At 56.5% G+C, this 19,117-nt stretch carries 16 protein-coding genes, 1 tRNA gene and 1 pseudogene; 9 read left to right on the forward strand and 9 right to left on the reverse strand.

Annotation, left to right across the window (positions count from 1 at the left end; translation table 11 throughout):
• Positions 1-50 precede the first annotated feature (50 nt).
• A complete protein-coding gene (locus HCH49_RS15660) occupies positions 51-305 on the forward strand; it encodes a hypothetical protein (RefSeq protein ID WP_023309166.1) in 255 nt (84 codons plus the stop codon).
• A 122-nt stretch (positions 306-427) separates the two neighbouring features.
• Here HCH49_RS15660 and HCH49_RS15665 read toward each other — a convergent pair whose 3' ends face one another.
• From HCH49_RS15665 to yghU, 4 genes and pseudogenes are all read right to left on the reverse strand, one after another.
• Positions 428-754: a DNA-binding protein gene (locus HCH49_RS15665; protein ID WP_032640599.1), complete on the reverse strand. Its 327-nt coding sequence runs from the start codon at positions 752-754 to the stop codon at positions 428-430.
• An 18-nt stretch (positions 755-772) separates the two neighbouring features.
• Positions 773-1,099: pseudogene (locus HCH49_RS15670) on the reverse strand (type II toxin-antitoxin system RelE/ParE family toxin); the annotation flags it as partial.
• A gap of 193 nt (positions 1,100-1,292) precedes the next feature.
• Positions 1,293-1,625, reverse strand: coding sequence for a hypothetical protein (locus HCH49_RS15675; RefSeq protein WP_029740720.1), 333 nt, complete (start codon positions 1,623-1,625; stop codon positions 1,293-1,295).
• A 160-nt stretch (positions 1,626-1,785) separates the two neighbouring features.
• Positions 1,786-2,652, reverse strand: a complete 867-nt coding sequence (yghU, locus tag HCH49_RS15680) for a glutathione-dependent disulfide-bond oxidoreductase (protein WP_023309162.1) — start codon at positions 2,650-2,652, stop codon at positions 1,786-1,788.
• A gap of 245 nt (positions 2,653-2,897) precedes the next feature.
• Between yghU and HCH49_RS15685 the strand changes: the two genes are divergently transcribed.
• From HCH49_RS15685 to gss, 6 genes are all read left to right on the forward strand, one after another.
• Positions 2,898-4,487: an ABC transporter substrate-binding protein gene (locus HCH49_RS15685; protein ID WP_221702966.1), complete on the forward strand. Its 1,590-nt coding sequence runs from the start codon at positions 2,898-2,900 to the stop codon at positions 4,485-4,487.
• Between the two features lie 45 nt (positions 4,488-4,532).
• Positions 4,533-5,486: an ABC transporter permease gene (locus HCH49_RS15690; protein ID WP_033146639.1), complete on the forward strand. Its 954-nt coding sequence runs from the start codon at positions 4,533-4,535 to the stop codon at positions 5,484-5,486.
• A 5-nt stretch (positions 5,487-5,491) separates the two neighbouring features.
• Complete coding sequence (locus tag HCH49_RS15695; RefSeq protein WP_023294546.1) at positions 5,492-6,337, forward strand: ABC transporter permease; 846 nt, start codon at positions 5,492-5,494, stop codon at positions 6,335-6,337.
• Positions 6,330-7,307, forward strand: a complete 978-nt coding sequence (locus HCH49_RS15700) for an ABC transporter ATP-binding protein (RefSeq protein WP_221702967.1) — start codon at positions 6,330-6,332, stop codon at positions 7,305-7,307. Before HCH49_RS15695 ends, HCH49_RS15700 begins: the two co-directional genes overlap by 8 nt.
• Positions 7,304-8,281 (forward strand): ABC transporter ATP-binding protein, encoded by a 978-nt coding sequence (locus HCH49_RS15705; RefSeq protein WP_221702968.1) that lies wholly within the window; start codon positions 7,304-7,306, stop codon positions 8,279-8,281. Before HCH49_RS15700 ends, HCH49_RS15705 begins: the two co-directional genes overlap by 4 nt.
• 111 nt (positions 8,282-8,392) lie before the next feature.
• Complete coding sequence (gss, locus tag HCH49_RS15710) at positions 8,393-10,258, forward strand: bifunctional glutathionylspermidine amidase/synthase (protein WP_221702969.1); 1,866 nt, start codon at positions 8,393-8,395, stop codon at positions 10,256-10,258.
• 177 nt (positions 10,259-10,435) lie between these two features.
• Here gss and pgaD read toward each other — a convergent pair whose 3' ends face one another.
• The 4 genes from pgaD to pgaA are packed head-to-tail and all read right to left on the reverse strand — an operon-like array spanning position 10,436 to position 16,575.
• Complete coding sequence (gene pgaD, locus HCH49_RS15715) at positions 10,436-10,870, reverse strand: poly-beta-1,6-N-acetyl-D-glucosamine biosynthesis protein PgaD (protein WP_069303300.1); 435 nt, start codon at positions 10,868-10,870, stop codon at positions 10,436-10,438.
• Positions 10,870-12,198, reverse strand: a complete 1,329-nt coding sequence (gene pgaC, locus HCH49_RS15720) for a poly-beta-1,6-N-acetyl-D-glucosamine synthase (protein ID WP_059347680.1) — start codon at positions 12,196-12,198, stop codon at positions 10,870-10,872. Before pgaC ends, pgaD begins: the two co-directional genes overlap by 1 nt.
• The gene (gene pgaB, locus HCH49_RS15725; protein ID WP_221702970.1) at positions 12,191-14,128 is read right to left on the reverse strand and encodes a poly-beta-1,6-N-acetyl-D-glucosamine N-deacetylase PgaB; all 1,938 of its coding nucleotides are present in this window, start codon (positions 14,126-14,128) and stop codon (positions 12,191-12,193) included. Before pgaB ends, pgaC begins: the two co-directional genes overlap by 8 nt.
• 8 nt (positions 14,129-14,136) lie before the next feature.
• Positions 14,137-16,575, reverse strand: a complete 2,439-nt coding sequence (pgaA, locus tag HCH49_RS15730; protein WP_221702971.1) for a poly-beta-1,6 N-acetyl-D-glucosamine export porin PgaA — start codon at positions 16,573-16,575, stop codon at positions 14,137-14,139.
• Between the two features lie 672 nt (positions 16,576-17,247).
• Here pgaA and HCH49_RS15735 point away from each other — a divergent pair.
• Together HCH49_RS15735 and HCH49_RS15740 are read left to right on the forward strand one after the other, a co-directional pair.
• The gene (locus tag HCH49_RS15735; RefSeq protein ID WP_045403948.1) at positions 17,248-17,775 is read left to right on the forward strand and encodes a helix-turn-helix domain-containing protein; all 528 of its coding nucleotides are present in this window, start codon (positions 17,248-17,250) and stop codon (positions 17,773-17,775) included.
• Positions 17,776-18,417: 642 nt separating this feature from the next.
• Positions 18,418-18,810, forward strand: coding sequence for a hypothetical protein (locus tag HCH49_RS15740; protein WP_094935328.1), 393 nt, complete (start codon positions 18,418-18,420; stop codon positions 18,808-18,810).
• Positions 18,811-18,950: 140 nt separating this feature from the next.
• Here HCH49_RS15740 and HCH49_RS15745 read toward each other — a convergent pair.
• A tRNA-Phe gene (locus HCH49_RS15745) sits at positions 18,951-19,026 on the reverse strand.
• Positions 19,027-19,117 lie beyond the last annotated feature (91 nt).

The raw sequence follows: 19,117 nt of genomic DNA on the forward strand, positions 1-19,117 counted from the left end.
TCTTTTGCTAACCCCCTGACGTTCTGGGCTCTCTTCTCCGAGGTGTTGCTATGAACAGATCGTTATCTGTCATTCCTGTCCTTTCTTGCATTCTTCTGATGCTGTTCTCGGTTTCTGCCAGTGCGACCCAGCAGGCGCAGGAGCGGCGCGTGGCGCGTGATGTCAGGCAGGAAACCCGCGACGCGTCGCGGCAGGTGAAGCAGACCTGCGTGGCGAACAATAACCAGAGTAATCACGACTGCCGTCAGGACAAGCGTCAGATGAAACAGTCCGGAAGACAAAAAGCGCGGGACATTAAGTATTAATGCAACAGATGAGGCGGCATGCAGGCATGTCTCTTACCGCCTTTTCCAATGGCGTTTCAGCATGACGATCGTCATTGATGCTTCGCGCGGCTAGCACATCCGGGCGTATTTTGACGTGCGTCTCACGCTGGTGCGTTTAACCCTGCAGCTGCAATTCGGGAAATCGGATATCCCGTTGCGGATGCCACTTCCGCAATACGCTTAAATGAAGGGTTACCGTTTGGTGAAAGTGATTTATAGAGTGATTCGCGAGAAATGCCTGCACGTTTAGCAATGACGGTCATCCCGCCAGAAGCTTCAATCACATGTCGTAAAGCCAGCATGAACGCCTCATAGCCTCCGGGCTCGTCAATTTCAATAAAAGCCTGATGAAGATATACGGGCGCGAAATCCGGAGAATCTTTCAGGAGCTGTACCATTGCGTCATCATGAAGTACTGATTTAGCCATTCCGATTTCCTCTGATATCCTGCGCTTGTAGTCGTTGAGATACTCAACGGCCCTGTCAATATCTGCATTTTGCTTTTTTTTCGTTCCAGTCAATAGCACCAGACTCACTGCGCCATCTGCCGGATCGAAGACTTCGCTGAAATAGACGCGGTAACCCGGCCCCTGGTCAATCCTGAGTTCTGAAACGCTCTCTCTGCATGGCTTGCAATCACCATAGTTACCCGTAGACATTCTGGCGACACGTGTAGCAATCATGGCTTTTGCTATGGGATCTTTCACACTTCTCAGATATGCATCAAAAGGGTCGTACCCGTCTGCTGTGATGTAGTGTTTGACCTTAGCCATTATTGTAGCCTGTAGTTTACGATAAGCAAATGCATTGTAATCTTCAGGCTACGGCAGGCAACTGTTCACGGGGTTGTGACACAGGGGAAGATGTGATTTCTGAAAGCGGATCGCAAAAATTTGAGACTTTGTGCGGAGGGATTACTGCATAACAACGAGGCCGGGCTCGCAGAGCGCTGCCCGGCTGTATTTATCAGTGCGTCGCTTCACCAATCAGCGCGCCCGTGCCCGCACCAACGGCTGCACCTTTCAGCACGCTCTTGCCGGTAACCGCCGCGGCACCTGCGCCTACGGCAGCACCTACCGCGCCGCCCTTACGCGCGGCTTTACCTTTGCCGCCGTTTTTGAACATGGCACCTGTGCCTGCGCCCACGACGGCGCCGCCAACGGTCGATTTCAGATCTTTGCCCGTGGCCGCACCAATGGCCGCGCCTGCTACCGCGCCAGCGGCGGTTTTGTCGATAGCCATTCCCGAGGTGGAAAAAATGAGGGCGCTGATAACCAGCGTTGTTTTAATAAGTTTCATAACAGATCCTTTGTGACTGCTGTCGGTTGAGACGTCATTTCTCACTCTCTGACGCGAGAAAAACGTCCAGATAGTGCCAGCAATACCGGCTCAACCTTTAAGCTAATCATGCCCTGGGCTGGGATCTCAGTTGCCGGGCGGGGACCCGCCCGGCTGAACATTACGCCTGACGCTTATCTTCCGTATTGGTATCGAAGTCGCTCGCCGCGTGGCGTTCGTGGAGCTGCTCGTTCAGCTCGCCGCTGGTGCGGTTAACGATACGGCCGCGCTTAACGGCATGGCGATTCGCCACGTCTTTCGCCCAGCGCTGCACGTTTGTGTACTTCTCTGCATCGAGGAACTCGGCGGCGTTATAGACGCTGCCCAGCGCCACGCAGCCGAACCACGGCCAGATGGCGATATCCGCGATGGTGTACTCTTCACCCGCCACGTAGCGACCGCGCGCCAGCTGTTTATCCAGCACGTCGAACAGGCGCTTGGCTTCCATGGTGAAGCGGTCAATCGCGTATTCAATTTTTACCGGCGCGTAGTTGTAGAAGTGGCCAAAGCCGCCGCCGAGGAACGGCGCTGCGCCCTGCAGCCAGAACAGCCAGTTCAGGGTCTCGGTGCGTCCAGCCGGATCTTTCGGCAGGAAGTGACCGAATTTCTCTGCCAGATAGAGCAGGATATTGCCGGATTCAAAGACGCGCGTTGGCGGGTTCGTGGAGTGGTCACGCAGCGCCGGTATTTTCGAGTTCGGGTTCACCTCAACAAACCCGCTGGAGAACTGATCGCCCTCGCCGATGCGGATCAACCATGCGTCGTACTCCGCGCCCGTCACGCCCAGCGCCAGCAGCTCTTCGAGCATGATCGTCACTTTCTGACCGTTCGGTGTTCCGAGAGAGTAAAGCTGCAGCGGGTGGGAGCCCACGGGCAGATCTTTCTCATGGGTCGCGCCGGAAATCGGGCGGTTGATGTTGGCGAACGCGCCGCCGCCGTTCTTTTTCCATTCCCACACTTTTGGTGGCTGATACGTGTTGTCTGACATGTTGGCCTGCCTTTTGAGTGATGTGTTGAGGCAGTGTAGCAGGAGATTTGTGAAGCGTTTAACGAACTGAGCGTAATCGATCTGCCGCTATTCCTTCCGGCGCTTATATATATCAAATCCGGCATAAGCTTAATCGAAAATCGCATTTTCATAATTAATGCGTAAACCGATAAAGCTGAATATGATGCTTCAACATAAATAAAAGATGCAGTAATAAACACTTTATAAGGCAAGGAGTTAGTGAGATGCGCAAGCTTCTGTTATCGGCAGTGGTCGTTTCGCTCGCGTTAGGCCTGGCGGGCTGTGATGATGCGAAAAATAAAGAGACAAATACGCCCTCAGCGGCAAAAAACGACGCGCCAAAAGAGGGCGGTTCGCTAACTATTGGAATTACCTCCGGCGACCCGTTAGCCGTTAATCCGCTCTATGCCAGTGACCGTACGACGTTAACGATCATGCAGGCGCTCTATGCCCCGCTGTACAGTTTTAATAACGGCAACATTGAGTGGGGCCTGGCGGAAAGCCTGACGCCTTCCGCCGACAACCTGAGCTATACCCTGACGTTAAAACCCAACCTCAAATGGCAGGACGGCCAGCCGCTGACGGCGGACGACGTGGTCTTTACGTTCAATAAGCTGCTGGATGCCAAACAGCACAGCATCTTCCGCAGCATGTTCACCTACGGCGACAAGCCGGTACAGGTGAGCAAGGTGGATGAGCGCACCGTCAAATTCACCCTACCGCAGGTCAGCGCGGCCTTTACCGGCACCCTGGTACAAATCTACCCGATCCCGCAGCACGTGTTCGCCGGTGAAGGCGACCTGGAAAAGAGCAGCAAAAACGATGCGCCGGTAGGTTCCGGGCCGTTCAAATTCAAAGAGTACCGCGCCGGGCAATATTACGCCCTGACCCGTTTTGACGATTACTGGAACGGCAAAGCGAAGCTTGATTCGGTCACCTACCGTTTCGCCAAAGACAGCAACGCCGCCAACCTTGCGCTGCAAAACGGGGAAATCAACCTCAAGATGGTTGACCCGCAGGACGTGAACCGCCTGAAAAATACCGGTAAGTTTGACTTCGTGGTCTATCCGGAAGGCCGTCTGGCCTATATGACGTTCAACCAGAACGTGGCGGTGATGAAGAGCAAAGCGCTGCGTCAGGCCATCGCGTATGCCATCAACAAGGACGAGCTCACCCAGACCGCGTTTACCTCACTGGACTACGCTAAACCGGCAACGTCGTTCCTGACGCCAGATACGCTTTACAAGACGGATGACGTCGAACAGTACAAGTTCGATCTGCAAAAAGCCAAAGAGCTGCTGAAGACGTCCGGCGCGCCCGACAATCTCAAGCTGCGCCTGGCGTACGTGAACACCAACAAAACCCAGGAGAGCATGGCGCTCTACATTCAGCAGGCGCTGAAGGGCATTGGGGTGAACGTGGAGTTGATGCCGCTGGACTCCAACGCCATGTCTCAGCGCAGCCTCGATATGAACAACACCGCGTGGGAGCTGAACCTGGGCGGCTACATCATGGGCTCCGAGCCGGACGGTTACAAATCGCTGTTCATGAGCAACGAAGCCTATAACTACGCGCACTACAAAAATCCGCAGTTTGATGCCCTGTGGGATAAAGGTGCAGTGGAAACCGACGCCGCAAAACGGGCCGATATCTATAAGCAAATTCAGCAGACCGTGGCAAACGACATGACCTACTACCCGATCGCCTACACCAATGCGACCGTCGCTGTGGACAAGCGTTTTGGCGGCACCGAGGAAGCGGAGCCGAAACCGGTCTATCTGTTCCAGGATCTGTCAAAAATCTATCAGAAATAAGTGATTGCCCCGGCCGTCAGGTCGGGGCTTTTGAAAGGGCACGTCGTGAACACACTCCTCACGCGTCGGCTGCTGCAGCTGCTGCCGATGCTGTTCTTTATTTCACTGGTGGCGTTTCTGCTGGTCAAGCTCGCGCCCGGCGATCCGGTGGCGGCGTACATTACGCCGCGTATGGCCCCGGAAGACATCGAGCGTATTCGCCAGAGCCTGGGGCTCGATAAGCCGCTGGTCACGCAGTACGTCCTGTGGCTGAAAAACGTCCTGCAGGGCGATCTCGGCTATTCGCTGATTTACCACCGCCCGGTGCTGGAGATGATCGGCGAACGCATACCGGCCACGCTGGGGCTGATGGGCGCGTCGCTGATGATGGCGATCGTGCTGGCGATCCCGCTGGGGCTGCTGGCGGGGGCATTTAAGCACCGCTGGCTGGATCATCTGCTCAATTTATTCGCCTATATCGGCATTTCTGTTCCGATATTCTGGTTCGGCATCCTGCTCATCACCATTTTTGCCGTGCAGCTTAACTGGTTCCCCAGCATGGGGATGCGCACCATCGGCATGGAGGATAACGGGCTGGATCTGCTGCGTCACGGCGTGCTGCCGTGTATTGCCCTCACGTTCTACAACCTCTCCAGCTACGTGCGCTACATCCGCTCCAACACCATCTCGCAGCTCTCGGCCGACTACGTGCAGACCCAGCTTGCCTACGGCGCCACGCGTTCCAGTATTCTGTTCCGCCACGTGCTGAAAAACGTGCTGCTGCCGGTGATTACCCTGTTCGGCCTGTCGTTCGGAGAGCTGATTGTGGGGGCCTATGTGACGGAAAGCGTCTTCTCCTGGCCGGGGATGGGGCTGCTCGGGATCCAGTCGATCGCCTCGCTGGATTACCCCCTGATTATGGCGATCATCATGCTCTCGTCGATGATGCTGATCGTCGGAAACCTGATCGCCGACGTGCTTTATCGCTTCGCCGATCCCCGCATTCGTACGCTGAGGTAGCCCGGATGAGCAGACGCTGGCAGCAGGTTCGTCACCAGCTGCGCCGCAACCGTCCGGCGCAGTTCTCCCTGTTTGTGCTTTTTATTTTCGTTGTCGCCGCGCTCTGTGCGGGGTTAAGCCCGTACGATCCGGATCGGATGGCGCTCGGCGCGCGCACGTTGCCGCCGGATGCCGCGCACTGGTTTGGCACCGACGAATACGGCCGCGACTACTTCACCCGCGCGCTGTATGGCGGCCAGATCTCCCTGATGGTCGGTTTTCTCGCCATGCTCTTTTCCACGCTTATCGGCACGGTGGTGGGAACGGTGAGCGGCTATTTTGGCGGCTGGCTGGATAACCTGATGATGCGCGCCGTGGATATCCTGATGGCCATTCCGGCCTTCTTCCTGCTGCTGGTAGTGAATGCTTACCTCAAGCCGGGCGTGGATAACATCATTCTGATTATCAGCCTGCTGACGTGGATGAACATGTCGCGTCTGGTGCGTGCTGAAACCCTGTCGGTGAAAGAGCGCGAGTACGTGCTTTATGCCCGCGCCTCGGGAGAGCATCCGCTGCGCATCATCGTGCGCCACATCATTCCCGGCGTGCTGCCGACCATTATTGTGGCGGCCACGCTTAATATCGCCTCGGCCATTCTGATGGAGTCAACCCTGAGCTTCTTAGGGCTGGGCGTGCAGGCGCCCGCGGCGTCGTGGGGAAGCATGCTTAACAACGCGCAGTCTTATATTGGCGAAGCGTCGTGGCTGGCGATGTTCCCCGGCATTCTGATCCTGCTGACGGTGTTCAGCTTTAACGTGCTGGGCGATGTGTTCCGTACCGCCTTTGAGCCGGGAGCGAATCGCGATGAGTAACTTATTAGCGCTTGAGAACCTGCAAACCACGTTCCGCACCCGGGAGGGCGAGGTTCACGCGGTGCGCGGCGTGAGCTTTCAGGTTCAGCCGGGCGAACTCGTCGGCATCGTCGGTGAGTCGGGCTGCGGGAAAAGCGTCACCTGCAAGTCGATTATCCAGCTTCTGGGGAGCAACGGACGGATAACCGGCGGCAGCATCCGCTTCCAGAATGAGGATCTGGCGCAGAAAACGCCCGCGCAGATGCGCGCCATTCGCGGCAACCAGATCGCGATGATTTTTCAGGATCCAATGACCGCCCTGAACCCGGTGTTGACCATCGGCAAGCAGATGGCTGAGATCCTGATGCGCAATAAAGGGCTCAGCAAAAAAGCGGCCAAAGCGGCGGTCATCGCCATGCTGGAACAGGTAGGTATTGCCGGGGCGGAACGGCGATACGACCAGTATCCCCACGAGTTCAGCGGCGGGATGCGACAGCGGGTGATGATCGCCATTGCGCTCTCCTGCAACCCGAAGCTTCTTATTGCTGATGAGCCGACCACCGCGCTGGACGTGACCATTCAGGCGCAGATCCTGCGCCTGCTGAAAAGCCTGCAGCAGCAGACCCGGACCGCGATTTTGCTGATCACCCACGATCTCGGCGTGGTGGCGCAGGTCTGCAGCCGCGTGGTGGTGATGTACGGCGGGCTGGTGATGGAGGAGGGGAGCGTAGAGGACATTTTTTATCGCCCTGCGCATCCTTACACCCAGGGGCTGCTGGCCTCGCTGCCGCGCCCGGATGAGGTCAATCAGCGTTTATCGCCGATCGAAGGTTCGCCGCCTGGCCTGCTTAACCCGCCGCCGGGCTGTCCGTTCGCGGAACGCTGCCCGAAACGCATGCCCCAGTGTGAACGGCAGCCCGCATTTTACACCGCCGGAGAGGGCCATCGCGCCGCCTGCTGGCTATGGGCAGACAAGGAGATTCAGGCATGAGTGAACAACTGGCGCCATTAGTGAGCGTGCGCGATCTGCGCAAGCACTATCCGCTCAACGGCGGTTTGCTGCGTAAAGGCGTGGCCGTGAAGGCGGTTGATGGCGTGAGCTTTGATATCCAGCCCGGCGAGACGTTTGGCCTGGTGGGGGAGTCCGGCTGCGGAAAATCCACCCTCGGGCGCGCCATCCTGCGCCTTTTCGATATCACCTCGGGCGAGATCCACTTCGCCGGGCAGGCGATTGCTCACGCCCACGAAAGAGAGCTTAAGCCGCTGCGTAAACGGATGCAGGCGATTTTTCAGGATCCTTACTCCTCGCTCAACCCCGGAATGACGGTGCGACAGCTGGTGGCCGAGCCGATGCAGATCCACGGCTACAGCCGCGAAGAACAGCGGGAACGTACGGAAACGCTGCTCTACAAAGTGGGGCTGAAGCACGAGCACCTTGAACGGTTCCCGCATGAGTTCAGCGGCGGCCAGCGTCAGCGCATCAGTATCGCCCGCGCGTTGTCCGTGCATCCTGAATTTGTGCTGTGCGATGAGCCGCTCTCTGCGCTGGACGTCTCGGTGCAGGCGCAGGTGGTGAATATTTTACAGGATCTGCAGCAGGAGCTGGGGCTAACCTATCTGTTCATCGCCCACGATCTCTCCATGGTGCGGCATATCTCCAGCCGCATTGGGGTGATGTATCTCGGTAAACTGGTGGAGGTTGCCCCGGCGAATGAACTGTATCAACGTCCGGCGCACCCTTACACCCGCGCGCTGCTGGCGGCGGTTCCCCAGCCCGATCCGCGCATCCGCAATCTCGAAGACGCCACCCTGCGCGGCGACATTCCCGGCCCCACGTCCGCGCTGCCGGGCTGTAAGTTCTGCAGCCGCTGCCCGCACGCCATGCCGGTTTGCCAGACGCAGGAGCCTGCCATGCGGGAGATCGCGCCAGGGCATTTCGCGGCATGCTGGCTGTTTAACATGTAGTTAATGCGCCGCGCAGGTGTATGATAAATGTCCCTCTGTCAGGTTAATTACAACGTGCAGACGACGACAACCCTTAAAAAAATTGCCGCCTGCCTGTTTTAGGTTGGATACATGCGTAAAGGAAAGTTAAGCAGTGATGCGCCATTCGGGACATTGTTAGGCTATGCGCCCGGTGGCGTGGCGATTTACTCTTCAAATTACGGCAGTCTGGACCCGCGAAAATACCCGGAAGACGCGGATTTTCGCAGCTATATCGGCAACGAATACATGGGCCACAAGTGGCAATGCGTTGAGTTTGCCCGCCGTTTCCTGTTTCTCAACTATGGCTTCGTGTTTACCGACGTCGGCATGGCGTGGGAAATCTTCTCCCTGCGCTTTTTGCGCCAGGTGGTGAACGATAACATTCTGCCTCTTCAGGCTTTTGCCAACGGCTCAAAACGCGCGCCGCGCGCCGGGGCGCTGCTGATCTGGCAAAAGGGCGGCGAGTTTCACGAGACCGGCCACGTGGCGGTGATCACCCAGCTTCTCGACGATAGGGTGCGAATTGCGGAGCAGAACGTGATTCACTCCCCGCTGCCGCTCGGGCAGCAGTGGACGCGCGAGCTGCGTCTGAGCGTGGAGAACGGGTGTTACACGATCCATGACACCTTCAACGACACGGAGATTCTCGGCTGGATGATCCAGACCGACGACGCGGAACACAGCATTCCCCAGCCGGAAATCGACGGCGAACTGCTGAAAATCAGCGGCGCGCGGCTGAAAAACAAGCGTCAGTTCGACGGAAAATGGCTTAACGAAAATGACGCGCTGCAGCAGGCGTATATCCGCGCCAACGGCCATGTGATCAACAAAGATCCCTGCCAGTACTTCACCATTACCGAAAGCGCCGAGCAGGAGCTGATCAAGGCCACCAACGAACTGCACCTGATGTACCTGCACGCGACGGACAAGGTGCTGAAAGACGACAGCCTGCTGGCGCTTTTCGACATCCCGAAAATCCTCTGGCCGCGCCTGCGCCTCTCCTGGCAGTGGCGTCGCCACCATATGATAACCGGTCGTATGGATTTCTGCATGGATGAGCGCGGCATTAAGGTCTACGAGTACAACGCCGACTCCGCGTCCTGCCATACCGAGGGCGGGCTGATTCTCGAAGAGTGGGTGAAAAACGGCTATCGCGGCAACGGGCATAACCCGGCGGAAGGGCTGCTGGAAGAGCTGACCGGCGCGTGGAAGCACAGCCACGCGCGGCCGTTCGTCCATATCATGCAGGACAACGATGTCGAAGAGGATTACCACGCGCTCTTTATTCAGCGTTCGCTGATGCAGGCCGGGTTCGAGACCAAAATTCTGCACGGGCTGGAGGCGCTCAGCTGGGATGCCGCCGGACAGCTGATTGACGACGAAGGTCGCCACGTCAACTGCGTGTGGAAAACCTGGGCGTGGGAAACGGCGATAGAGCAGATCCGCGAGGTAAGCGAAACAGAATACGCCGCCGTGCCTATTCGGACCGGATATCCCGAGGGCGAGGTGCGCCTGATTGACGTCCTGCTGCGCCCGGAGGTGCTGGTCTTCGAACCGCTGTGGACCGTTATTCCCGGCAACAAGGCGATTCTCCCGGTACTGTGGCAGCTGTTCCCGAATCACCGTTATCTGCTCGACACCGATTTTGAGGTTAACGATCTGCTGAAGCAGACCGGCTATGCCGTCAAGCCGATTGCCGGCCGCTGCGGCAGCAATATCGATCTCATCAGCGCTCAGGACGAACTGCTGGATAAATCCAGCGGCAAGTTTGTCGACCGCAAAAACATCTACCAGCAGCTGTGGTGCCTGCCGAAGGTCGACGGCAAGTACATACAGGTCTGCACCTTCACCGTGGGCGGGAACTACGGCGGAACCTGTCTGCGCGGCGATGACTCGCTGGTGGTGAAGAAAGAGAGCGATATCGAGCCGTTGATTGTGGTGAAGGACTCGCTATAAAAATCCCCCCGCAGGGCTGAGGATTGCCTACAAAATAATGCCTGCAAGGACGGCCCCCTCTCCCTTGAGGGAGAGGGCTGGGGTGAGGGGGAACATACGGCTCATGTCACGTTATATTCCTTGCTACAAAATACTGTGGATCCCTCAACCCGCAGCGTCTCCTGCGGGGGCTTTTCGCTACTGCTCTTCCTCTTCCTGCTGCTCGTTGATCTTCAGATCGATGATGCGGCCAATTTGATCGTGGTACACCGTCAGCAGGTTGTACTGGCTCATCTCGGAGATGATCTGCGGTGAGACGTTAAAGCTGCGGGCCAGCTCCTCCTGGTGAAAATAGCCCGGCTGGCGCCGTCTCACGTTGGCGCGGCGGCGGTTGTACTGATACCACAAAATCAGCAGCCAGCCGTTGATCGCGGCGAACAGCAGGTAGAGCAACACCGTATTAAAGGACGCGATAATCACGCCCCAGCGGTGGTCGCTCTCATCGGTTAGCTGCATCCACAGACGGGCATACAGGAAAAACAGAAATCCTCCCCACGCCACCAGCGTTAGCGCGGCATCAAAAAGACGCGGCAAGAGCCGATGCTCGGTCAAAATTAAGGTGTTTTCGTTCATTAAATGCTCCCTTTTCCCCGGTCCGGACTGATCCAGCGCGCGCGGGCGCGCTGGCGTTTAAGCATGACTTTTGGAAATGCGACGAGGGTGGTGAACAGGCCGATCATCCAGTACACCATCGGGAACCAGATCACCCAGAAAAGCGAGCTGGCCACTTTACGTTCATAGCGCCGCTCGATGTACAAGCTGACCAGGAACTGCAGCAGGCACATCACGCCCAGCAGCAGCCCGGTAAACTCCGGTGGAAAAAGGCTCTCCACGGTCAGCCTGGCGGGAACAGGCGCAACCTGGCTGAGGAGGAACAGCAGCACCGTCATCGCGTACGCGAAGGCCCATAGCGTTGACAGCGCGTACTCCAGAAACAGCGGCCACATGCGGTGATGCTCCCAGCGCACAATCCTGCGAAGGTTAACCAGAAACACCTCCGCGCCCCCCTGGGCCCAGCGCAGACGCTGTTTCCACAGGCCTCTCAGCGTCTCCGGCATCAGGATCCAGCACAGCGCCCGCGGCTCAAAAAAGATATCCCAGTGGCGCAGCTGAAGCTTCCAGCTGATGTCGATGTCTTCGGTGATCATGTCCGGACTCCAGTACCCGACGTCCGCCAGCGCCTGTCGGCGAAACGCGGCGATGACGCCGGAGACGGTAAAGACCCGGCCATAGATCCGCTGCGTCCGCTTGATGAGCCCAATAATGGATGAGAACTCGCCCACCTGAATGCGGCCAATCAGCGTGGAGCGCGTGCGAATGCGCGGATTCCCGGTGACAGCCCCGACGTGGGGGTACTGAATCAGCGGTGCCACCAGATAAGCGGCGGTATCGCGGTCGAGCAGGGCGTCGCCGTCAATGCAGACCAGCAGATCGCCCCGCGCCGCCGCGGCTCCGGCCTTAAGCGCCAGCGCTTTCCCCTGATTTTCCGCGAGGTTAATCACCCGCAGGCGCGGCTGTTCCTGCGCCAACTCCTGCAGCACTTGCGCGGTGTTGTCAGAGGATCCGTCGTTGATGGCGATAACTTCTATATTTTCATACCGCTGATCCAGCGCGGCGCTGATGGTCTCCCGGGCATTTCGTCCCTCGTTGAAGCAGGGGATAAGAATGGAGATGAGCGGCTCACCGGCGAGCGTCGGGGCGGGCGTGTCTTTATCCCACGACCAGTGGCGTTCAAGCTGAAACCAGAAATAGAGGCCGCCTGTTATCCAGAGTACCGACATGAACAGCGGCCAGAAGAACACAAAATCCAGAATCAGTTCGCCGGTAAAGAGGGCGGCCACGCCTAACGGCAACCCGAATACCAGACATAAAATAGAGAAGGCGATAATGCGATCAGTCATTGTCAGGGTACCAGTACGAAGAAAATTCAGGCCTGATGCGTGAGATATCAGGTTGGTTGTTGATGAAGTCGTCGGGGTAGTAACCGTAGTTTTTGACGCCGTTCAGCTGGAGCACGCGCATCCACTGCGCAAGCTGGCTGTCGGACACGGCGCGCTGCGGTTTCTGGTCCCAGTCCCTGGCCTGCAGCTCGAAAATGGTTTTATCAAGCGCGCCAGGGCGTGCGGCGACCGCGTTAACCAGACGCGTCAGCCAGGCATCGCTCTCGTCTGCCGGAACGGACTCCATCAGCGGCATGGCCATCGGCACCGTCCAGTCGTACTCCGCCAGAAAATCATCAAGATTCTGCGCGAACCACGCTTCGCTTTCGTGCTGCAGAATGGGTAAGGCGAACATATTGCGGGCGGTTTTTATCTGCGGGCCACGGATATGCTTCACCGCCAGGCTCAGGGCGTGGGTAAGCCCGATAAGCGTCTGGCTTTTCTGACGCGTGGTGTTCTGACCGGCATCGTCCACGTCCGTCAGCGCCGCATCGTCATGGAACAAAATCCCGTTGAAGCTGGCATAGCGGGCCAGGTCTTCATAGATGTCCGTCACCTGCTGGCGCACCTGCGGGTCCCACGGGGATAGCCGGATATAGGGCTCGGTGGCTTCGCGCAGCTGGCCGGTTTGACGATCCCGGCGCTGCACGCGCGGCAGGGAAGGATCGAGATCGAACGAGAGCACCGGCATCCACGCGAAGACTTTTACCCCGGCGCGGGTTTGCAGCTGCCAGGCGACAAAATTAAAGAGATCGGCCCGAACCGGCAGCCGACGGTTGGGGAAATAAAGCGCCTTGATCCTGCCGTCGCCCTGCGGATCGGCAAACGCCTGCAGGAAAACATGGCTGATCTTCATGTCGTAAACCCGCTGGATCAGCCTGTTGATGTTTTGGGTCTGCTGGGCCGCATCGGGATCGTAAACGTAGTCGAGATCGATGTGCATGACGCGCACGGGATCGCGCTCCTGAACCTGGCTGACCGTGCTGGCAAACGCCTTGAGCGAGGGATTCCCGGCGATCAGCAGGCGGGGGATGTTGCCCAGATCCTGCACGTTCCCCAGCCCGTCCTCAAGGGTGAAGGCCAGCCGGTAACCCTGCTGTCTGGCGATAGCGAGCGACGTACCGCTGGCGGCGCCGTAGGGCCAGACCCAGGCGCGCGGCGCCTTGCCCGTCACCTGCGTGATTTTTTCAGTCACTTTGCGAACGTCATCGCCGATCCGCTGGTTGAACTGCTGGTCGGTTTCATAGCGACCCGTGGCTTTGTCATAAAAGCGGTTGGCGATGGCCGGCTCGCGGCTGCCCTGCGGGTTGGCCGGAATGCCGTAATGCGAGGCCCAGGTATGCGATCCGATCTCAATCAGCGGAGACTGGCTGAGCTCGCGCACCATGTCCCACGTTGCGAAGCGATCCCGGGGCGTCATCAGGCCGCCGAAATTAACTTTTTGATTCGCTGGCGTATCGACCCAACTGCCCACCGGCGCCCACAGCGCGGGGACGTTCCAGGCCTGAAGCAGCGGCCAGACGCGGGTGTAAAAGCTGCTGTAGCCGTCGTCAAAGCTGAGCAGAACGGCTTTTGGCGGCAGCGTTTTTTTCCCGTCATGCGCGTCAAGAATGTCCTGCACGCTGATGGCGTGGTAGCCGTTGTGCAGCAGCCAGCTTATCTGCTCGTTTAACGCGCTGGTGCGAACGGAGAGATAGCGCTGATCGGCGGCATCGTCTTCGACGTCGTGGTAGGCCAGGACCAGGAACTGGTTCTTCGGCCAGGGTTTACTCGCCTCCAGCTGCGGCCTCTCTTTGGGCGCAATGAACGAGATCGCCTGCGCGCAGACGCTCGCGCTGAGGCAGAGCCAGCCGAGGAGTATCAGGCTCACGGAAAAACGTGTGTTCAGCATATTCATCCTTAAAAGCGTAAAGTCGCGTCAAACGTGACGGAGAGGTTGCTCTCGCGTTTGCCGTCGTAAGGGCGTTTATCCCAGTTCAGCATCACGCCGGTATCAATGACGTTGTTCCACTGGACGCGCTGTCCGTAACCCAGCAGAGCGATGGCACCAGCGGACTGATTTTTCTGCCAGTAGCTGCCGCCTCCCGCCACAAACTGCTGGCTCCAGAGGGTGTCGTAATGGCGGACCATCTCATGGTCAACGGCCAGGGCCGCCGTCACGGACAGATCCCGCGCCGGGTTGTAGTAGAGCGTGTCGCGCAGGCTGTTTTTGCTGGCGGCGATCCCCGGCTCGAGATCCAGCGTCAGGGACGGGGTCTGCCAGAGACGCTCCCTGCCCGTGAGGGTATATTCCTGGCGACGGTTATGGTCGGAGAAGCGGCTGAGGGCGGCGCTGAACTGGTACTCACGCCGCTCGTTTTGATACCAGCGCACCCCGCCTTCACCCCGGTTGGCGCTAATGCCGTTGCGTAACGCCCGAAGGGGCGTAGTGCGCGACAGGCGTTCCAGGCTGCCGCTGACCTGCCAGCTATCGTTCACAAAGTACGTTGTTGCGAGGCGAGCGCCCGGCTTGTTTTCGCCGTGATAGCGGTTGCTGGAAAGCTCGGCTTCGAGCTGGAGGTCGCGTGGCCGCCACTCGACGCCGCCCAAAAGGTGACGGCTGGTGCCTTTGCCTTCATCGAAATTACTTTGCGCGTAGCGGGTACCCGCAAACAGCCGCCAGCTGTCCGCTACGGGTGGGCCATAGAGCGTGGCGTCCCAGCTCAGGTCGTGCGTCCCGCTGACGGGGCTATCGGAGTGCAAGCCCTTGCTCGCGTTGAGGCGCAGCTCTGACATATGGTGGACCGTTCTGAGCCTGTCGAGACGCCTGGCGCTGCGGTCGGCAGGCGCGCGGGCAAGCACGTCGTCGGCCAGTAAATCCATCTCTCGCCACTCCTGTAGATCCATCGCGACGTAAGCCTGCTGTTGCTCTAGCTCTGTATTGGACGGCTCCAGCGCCTCCGCCTTTTTCAGCGTTTGCTCGGCCGCACGCGGCAGGCCCCGCGCCTGAAGCAGGGTGGCGTAGTCAATCTGTAATCCCTGATTGCCCGGCGCCGTTGTCGCCAGACGGTGCGCCAGCTTTTCGGCTTCCGGCAGGGCATTCGTCGCCAGCAAATAGTTAAAGCGGAGCGACTGCCCGGTAAGCCACCGATCGTTCGGCTGAGGGGTAGGGGAGCCGAAATCGTAGCGGGTCCACGGGACGCTGCGGGTCTGGCGCTCAGCATATCGGCGGGCGGATTGATAATCTCCCGTATCCAGCCAGGCGTAGAAAAGCGCGTGCTCCTCGTCCTGCGGATCGGAAGCATATTGCGGATAGCGTTGCAGAAGCGCGAAGGCGGCGGCAGCGTTTTTCTCCTGAAGATACGCGGAGATGACCCAGCCGATGGCCCAGCCCGGCATCGGATGCTGCTCAGCCGTCAGCGCCTGATATTCACGGATGACCTGCGGGTAATCACCATGCGCATACAGCGCGCCAAGCCTGTCGATACGCGCCAGGACGACGTCTTCCGCCGCCTGCGGATCGTTTTGCCAGCGGGAAAGCAGGGCGTCGTAACGATTCAGCGCGGTTTGCGCAAGCTGCAGGCGCTCCTTTTCTGTTCTGCCGGGCACATCGGCGAGGCGAACCCGTTCGGCGGCGGCATTACGCTCAAGACGGCGATGCTCCGCGGGGGACAGCGTGACGCTTTGTGAAAGCTGCAGCGCGGGGGTGTTCACCCGGCTATCCGTTAGCGCGTCGATCAGCTCGCTGAGGAGCGCTTTATTCTCAGGTGCGATATTCAGCGCGCGCGTGTCTGCCAGAAGCCGATCCCAGCTTTTTCCCTGGCGTAACCAGACATACGAGAGCGTCTCAAGATGTGCCTGAGAAGGATTTTCCGCTACCAGCCGTTGGGCTTCCTGCAGGGCAAGCGTGTCCATGCGGGCATCGGCGAGAGTTTTTATGTAGCCGATACGATACTCGTCGTTGTCCGGCGCAAGGCTACGCGCCTCTTTCCAGCGCGCCAGGGCTGGCTGCCAGGCTTTTTTATTCCGCCAGGATTGCGCGACGGCAGCAACGCCGCGGGCGGGCAGCGGCATATAAATACCGTAACGCTGCCAGACCTGAATAACCTCGTCATCATGACCTGCCCAGGACGCAACCTGTAACCAGTCCGCAACGTGTTCTGGCGTCAGGGCATGCTGCTGCTGATAACGCTGAAGATAATCGAGAAACGGCGAGTAATTACCGTTACGCGCCTGTTGAATCTGTTGCTCATAAACGGATTCAGTCGCCTGAGCCAGAACAGGAAAGAGGAATAACAGAAACAATAATGTTGGGGCGCGATAAAAGAATAACGTATTGAAGCGAAGCGATCTTTCCATATCTATTTGCCATTTGTTTATCATGAATCCATTGCATAACACGGCCGCCTTTAAACTCAGGGTTAAAGGCCATAAATGAGAACATTAAATCTGAATGCAGTGATGTTACGGGATACTTACCTAAAGGTAATTATGGATCCTTATGTCAGTGGACTGGGTGAAAGCTAATGTACACCTGATATGTTGCCGGATAAATATGTTGAAATGGGGCTGTGTTGTTTTGAGATAATTCTGTATCGAGTGGTTTTTGGCGGTTTTATTGAAATGATTGTTTATTTGTAACTGATTGATGTATTGGTATTTTATTTATATTGTGACAGCTTTGTATATATTTTTAATGTGGTTTACCTGCCTCAATTAAAGTACTTTCTGGTGCATGTTTGGGAAGTTTCATGACAAAAACTCTTAATGTTTAAAGAAGTGACTTTTCTGCGATTGTTTTTTATTTATAATTAATGGCAGCCATTGAATGATAGTCTACAGGAAGTCTTACTCATCAATGTCTGTATTGAGGGATGTCCAAAGCCAGAATACATTTATCGTTAATATAACAGCGCTATAAAACGAAGGCGGCCTTCTTTGCGAGGGATCGTGCTTGCTTTAATCTAAAAGGGATGGTTAGTGGCAACTTCAATTGTTTTAGTGACTCAGGATCGCTACCTTGTCAGAGGGATGCGGATATTTTTCCCGGATATTATCCTGCTCGACTCGATTGACAGAAACATATTTGATAACGGTGCAGATGAATATTCTGTATTGATTGATAGTCGTTCTCCGCTCCGTTTATATGATTACCTGATACGCCATCCGGCCAGAACGAAAAAAACAATCTGCTGCGTTATGCTCGATATGCGACACCGCGAGGAGAATCTGCTCAGTATGAAGTTATTTATGAACACGTCGCTGACCGCGCCGGATATGGCGTCGTTATTTAACCTGGTGCTCAATATGAAGGGCAGGCGCCTGACCACGAAGTGGCTGCTTAACTTACGGCTTAGCACACACGAAGCGATCATGCTGCGGTTGCTGAGGGCAGGGATGCCGATGGAAGCCATCGCCGATGAGCTGAATACGTCGGTCAAAAGCCTCTATCGCAAACGAACGGCGCTCTCGGAACGCCTGGGGGCGGAGAACTTCAACGAGGCGTGTTTGTTTATCTTTAAAAACAAACTGCTGGACGCAGGTGGGAACGATCCCTAGGGGGGGGAACCAAAAGCATAGAACTGACTTGCGGGTGGTATTCTGAGTTTTAAGAAAACTGGACGGTGACGACATCCTTGTTTTAGCTATGGATTTACTCTGGCTCAAAACGAGAGAAAGGGCGTTGTAATGGACACGGTTGAAGAGACTGGTTGGAAATTTTTCTGATGCTACATGATGAGCAAGAATTGTTAGATTACCTCACTGAGAATTACAGTGACCGTAAATCTCCGGCAAAGAAAGAATGGACCTTCCAGGAGCATTTCAATCTCATACCTGAAGATCTTGAGGACATGCTGCTTGACCTTTTCATCCGGTACGGAATTGAGTAGAGCAACTTTGTGATGGACCATTATTTTGAACCGGAGCTGTTTTGGTTTCAGTTTCGGCTCAGAAAAAAATTCCGCGATCGGCAGTACAAACCGCTATCTACCGGCGGATGTAAGGTGGCAGAAAATGAGCGGGTGGCGGTTGGATTTTGGGGGAGAGGAAACGCGTATTATAATGAAAAACGAATGGTATCTTCTGCTCTTTAACCCCGTTTATGAACTGCCAGAGGCTAAGCCATGTGTTTTATCCTGAGCGGGTGATACCAGAAGGAGACTCCTGGAAGTGATTGAAAAATTTAAAAGGACGTTAGAAATGAATAAATTTCTGTCTGGTCTGTGTGTTGTTTCTTTTTTTTATTTTTCTTCAATAGGTTACGCGCACTCTGCGGGGCTAAATAAAGTTCAGGTTAGTATCAAACCCAGCAGCGCTAATGGAGGATATATCCCGGTAATTTCTGATGCAGATGAAATCGAGCCTTCTGATTTCAGGGAGTCGGATCTACAGGAGATGCAGGATGGCCTGAGGAAGATGAAGTCCGACAACCGCAAAGTCGATGAACTAACTCAGAAGGTTTTACAGCTTGAGAGAAAGAATTCTGAGCAGGAGAGTAAGATCGAGCGATTGCAAAGAAGCCTTGATGACATGAAGCGGAGCAATGACAACCTTTCAAATCAGGTCAGCAATTTATCCGGCAAAATTAAGTGATAAAAAAGAGCCACCGCCTGTATTAACTTACCGGGCTATTAGCGTAAGCGTGCCTGCATTAAAGCCACGCTTATCAGCGCCCAGAAATCGGCCGTAGCCATAAAGCAAAAACCCAGCCATAGGCTGGGTTTTCTAAATAGTGGTGCCCGGACTCGGAATCGAACCAAGGACACGGGGATTTTCAATCCCCTGCTCTACCGACTGAGCTATCCGGGCAACGGGGCGCATTAAACCCGATCTGCCCCGTGGCGTCAACGAAAAATGTTGTTTTCGTTACAGACTGCGCAATCTCTCACCATTTCGCCGC

Source organism: Enterobacter sp. Y17, from assembly GCF_019730495.1.
GTDB lineage: Bacteria > Pseudomonadota > Gammaproteobacteria > Enterobacterales > Enterobacteriaceae > Enterobacter > Enterobacter asburiae_B.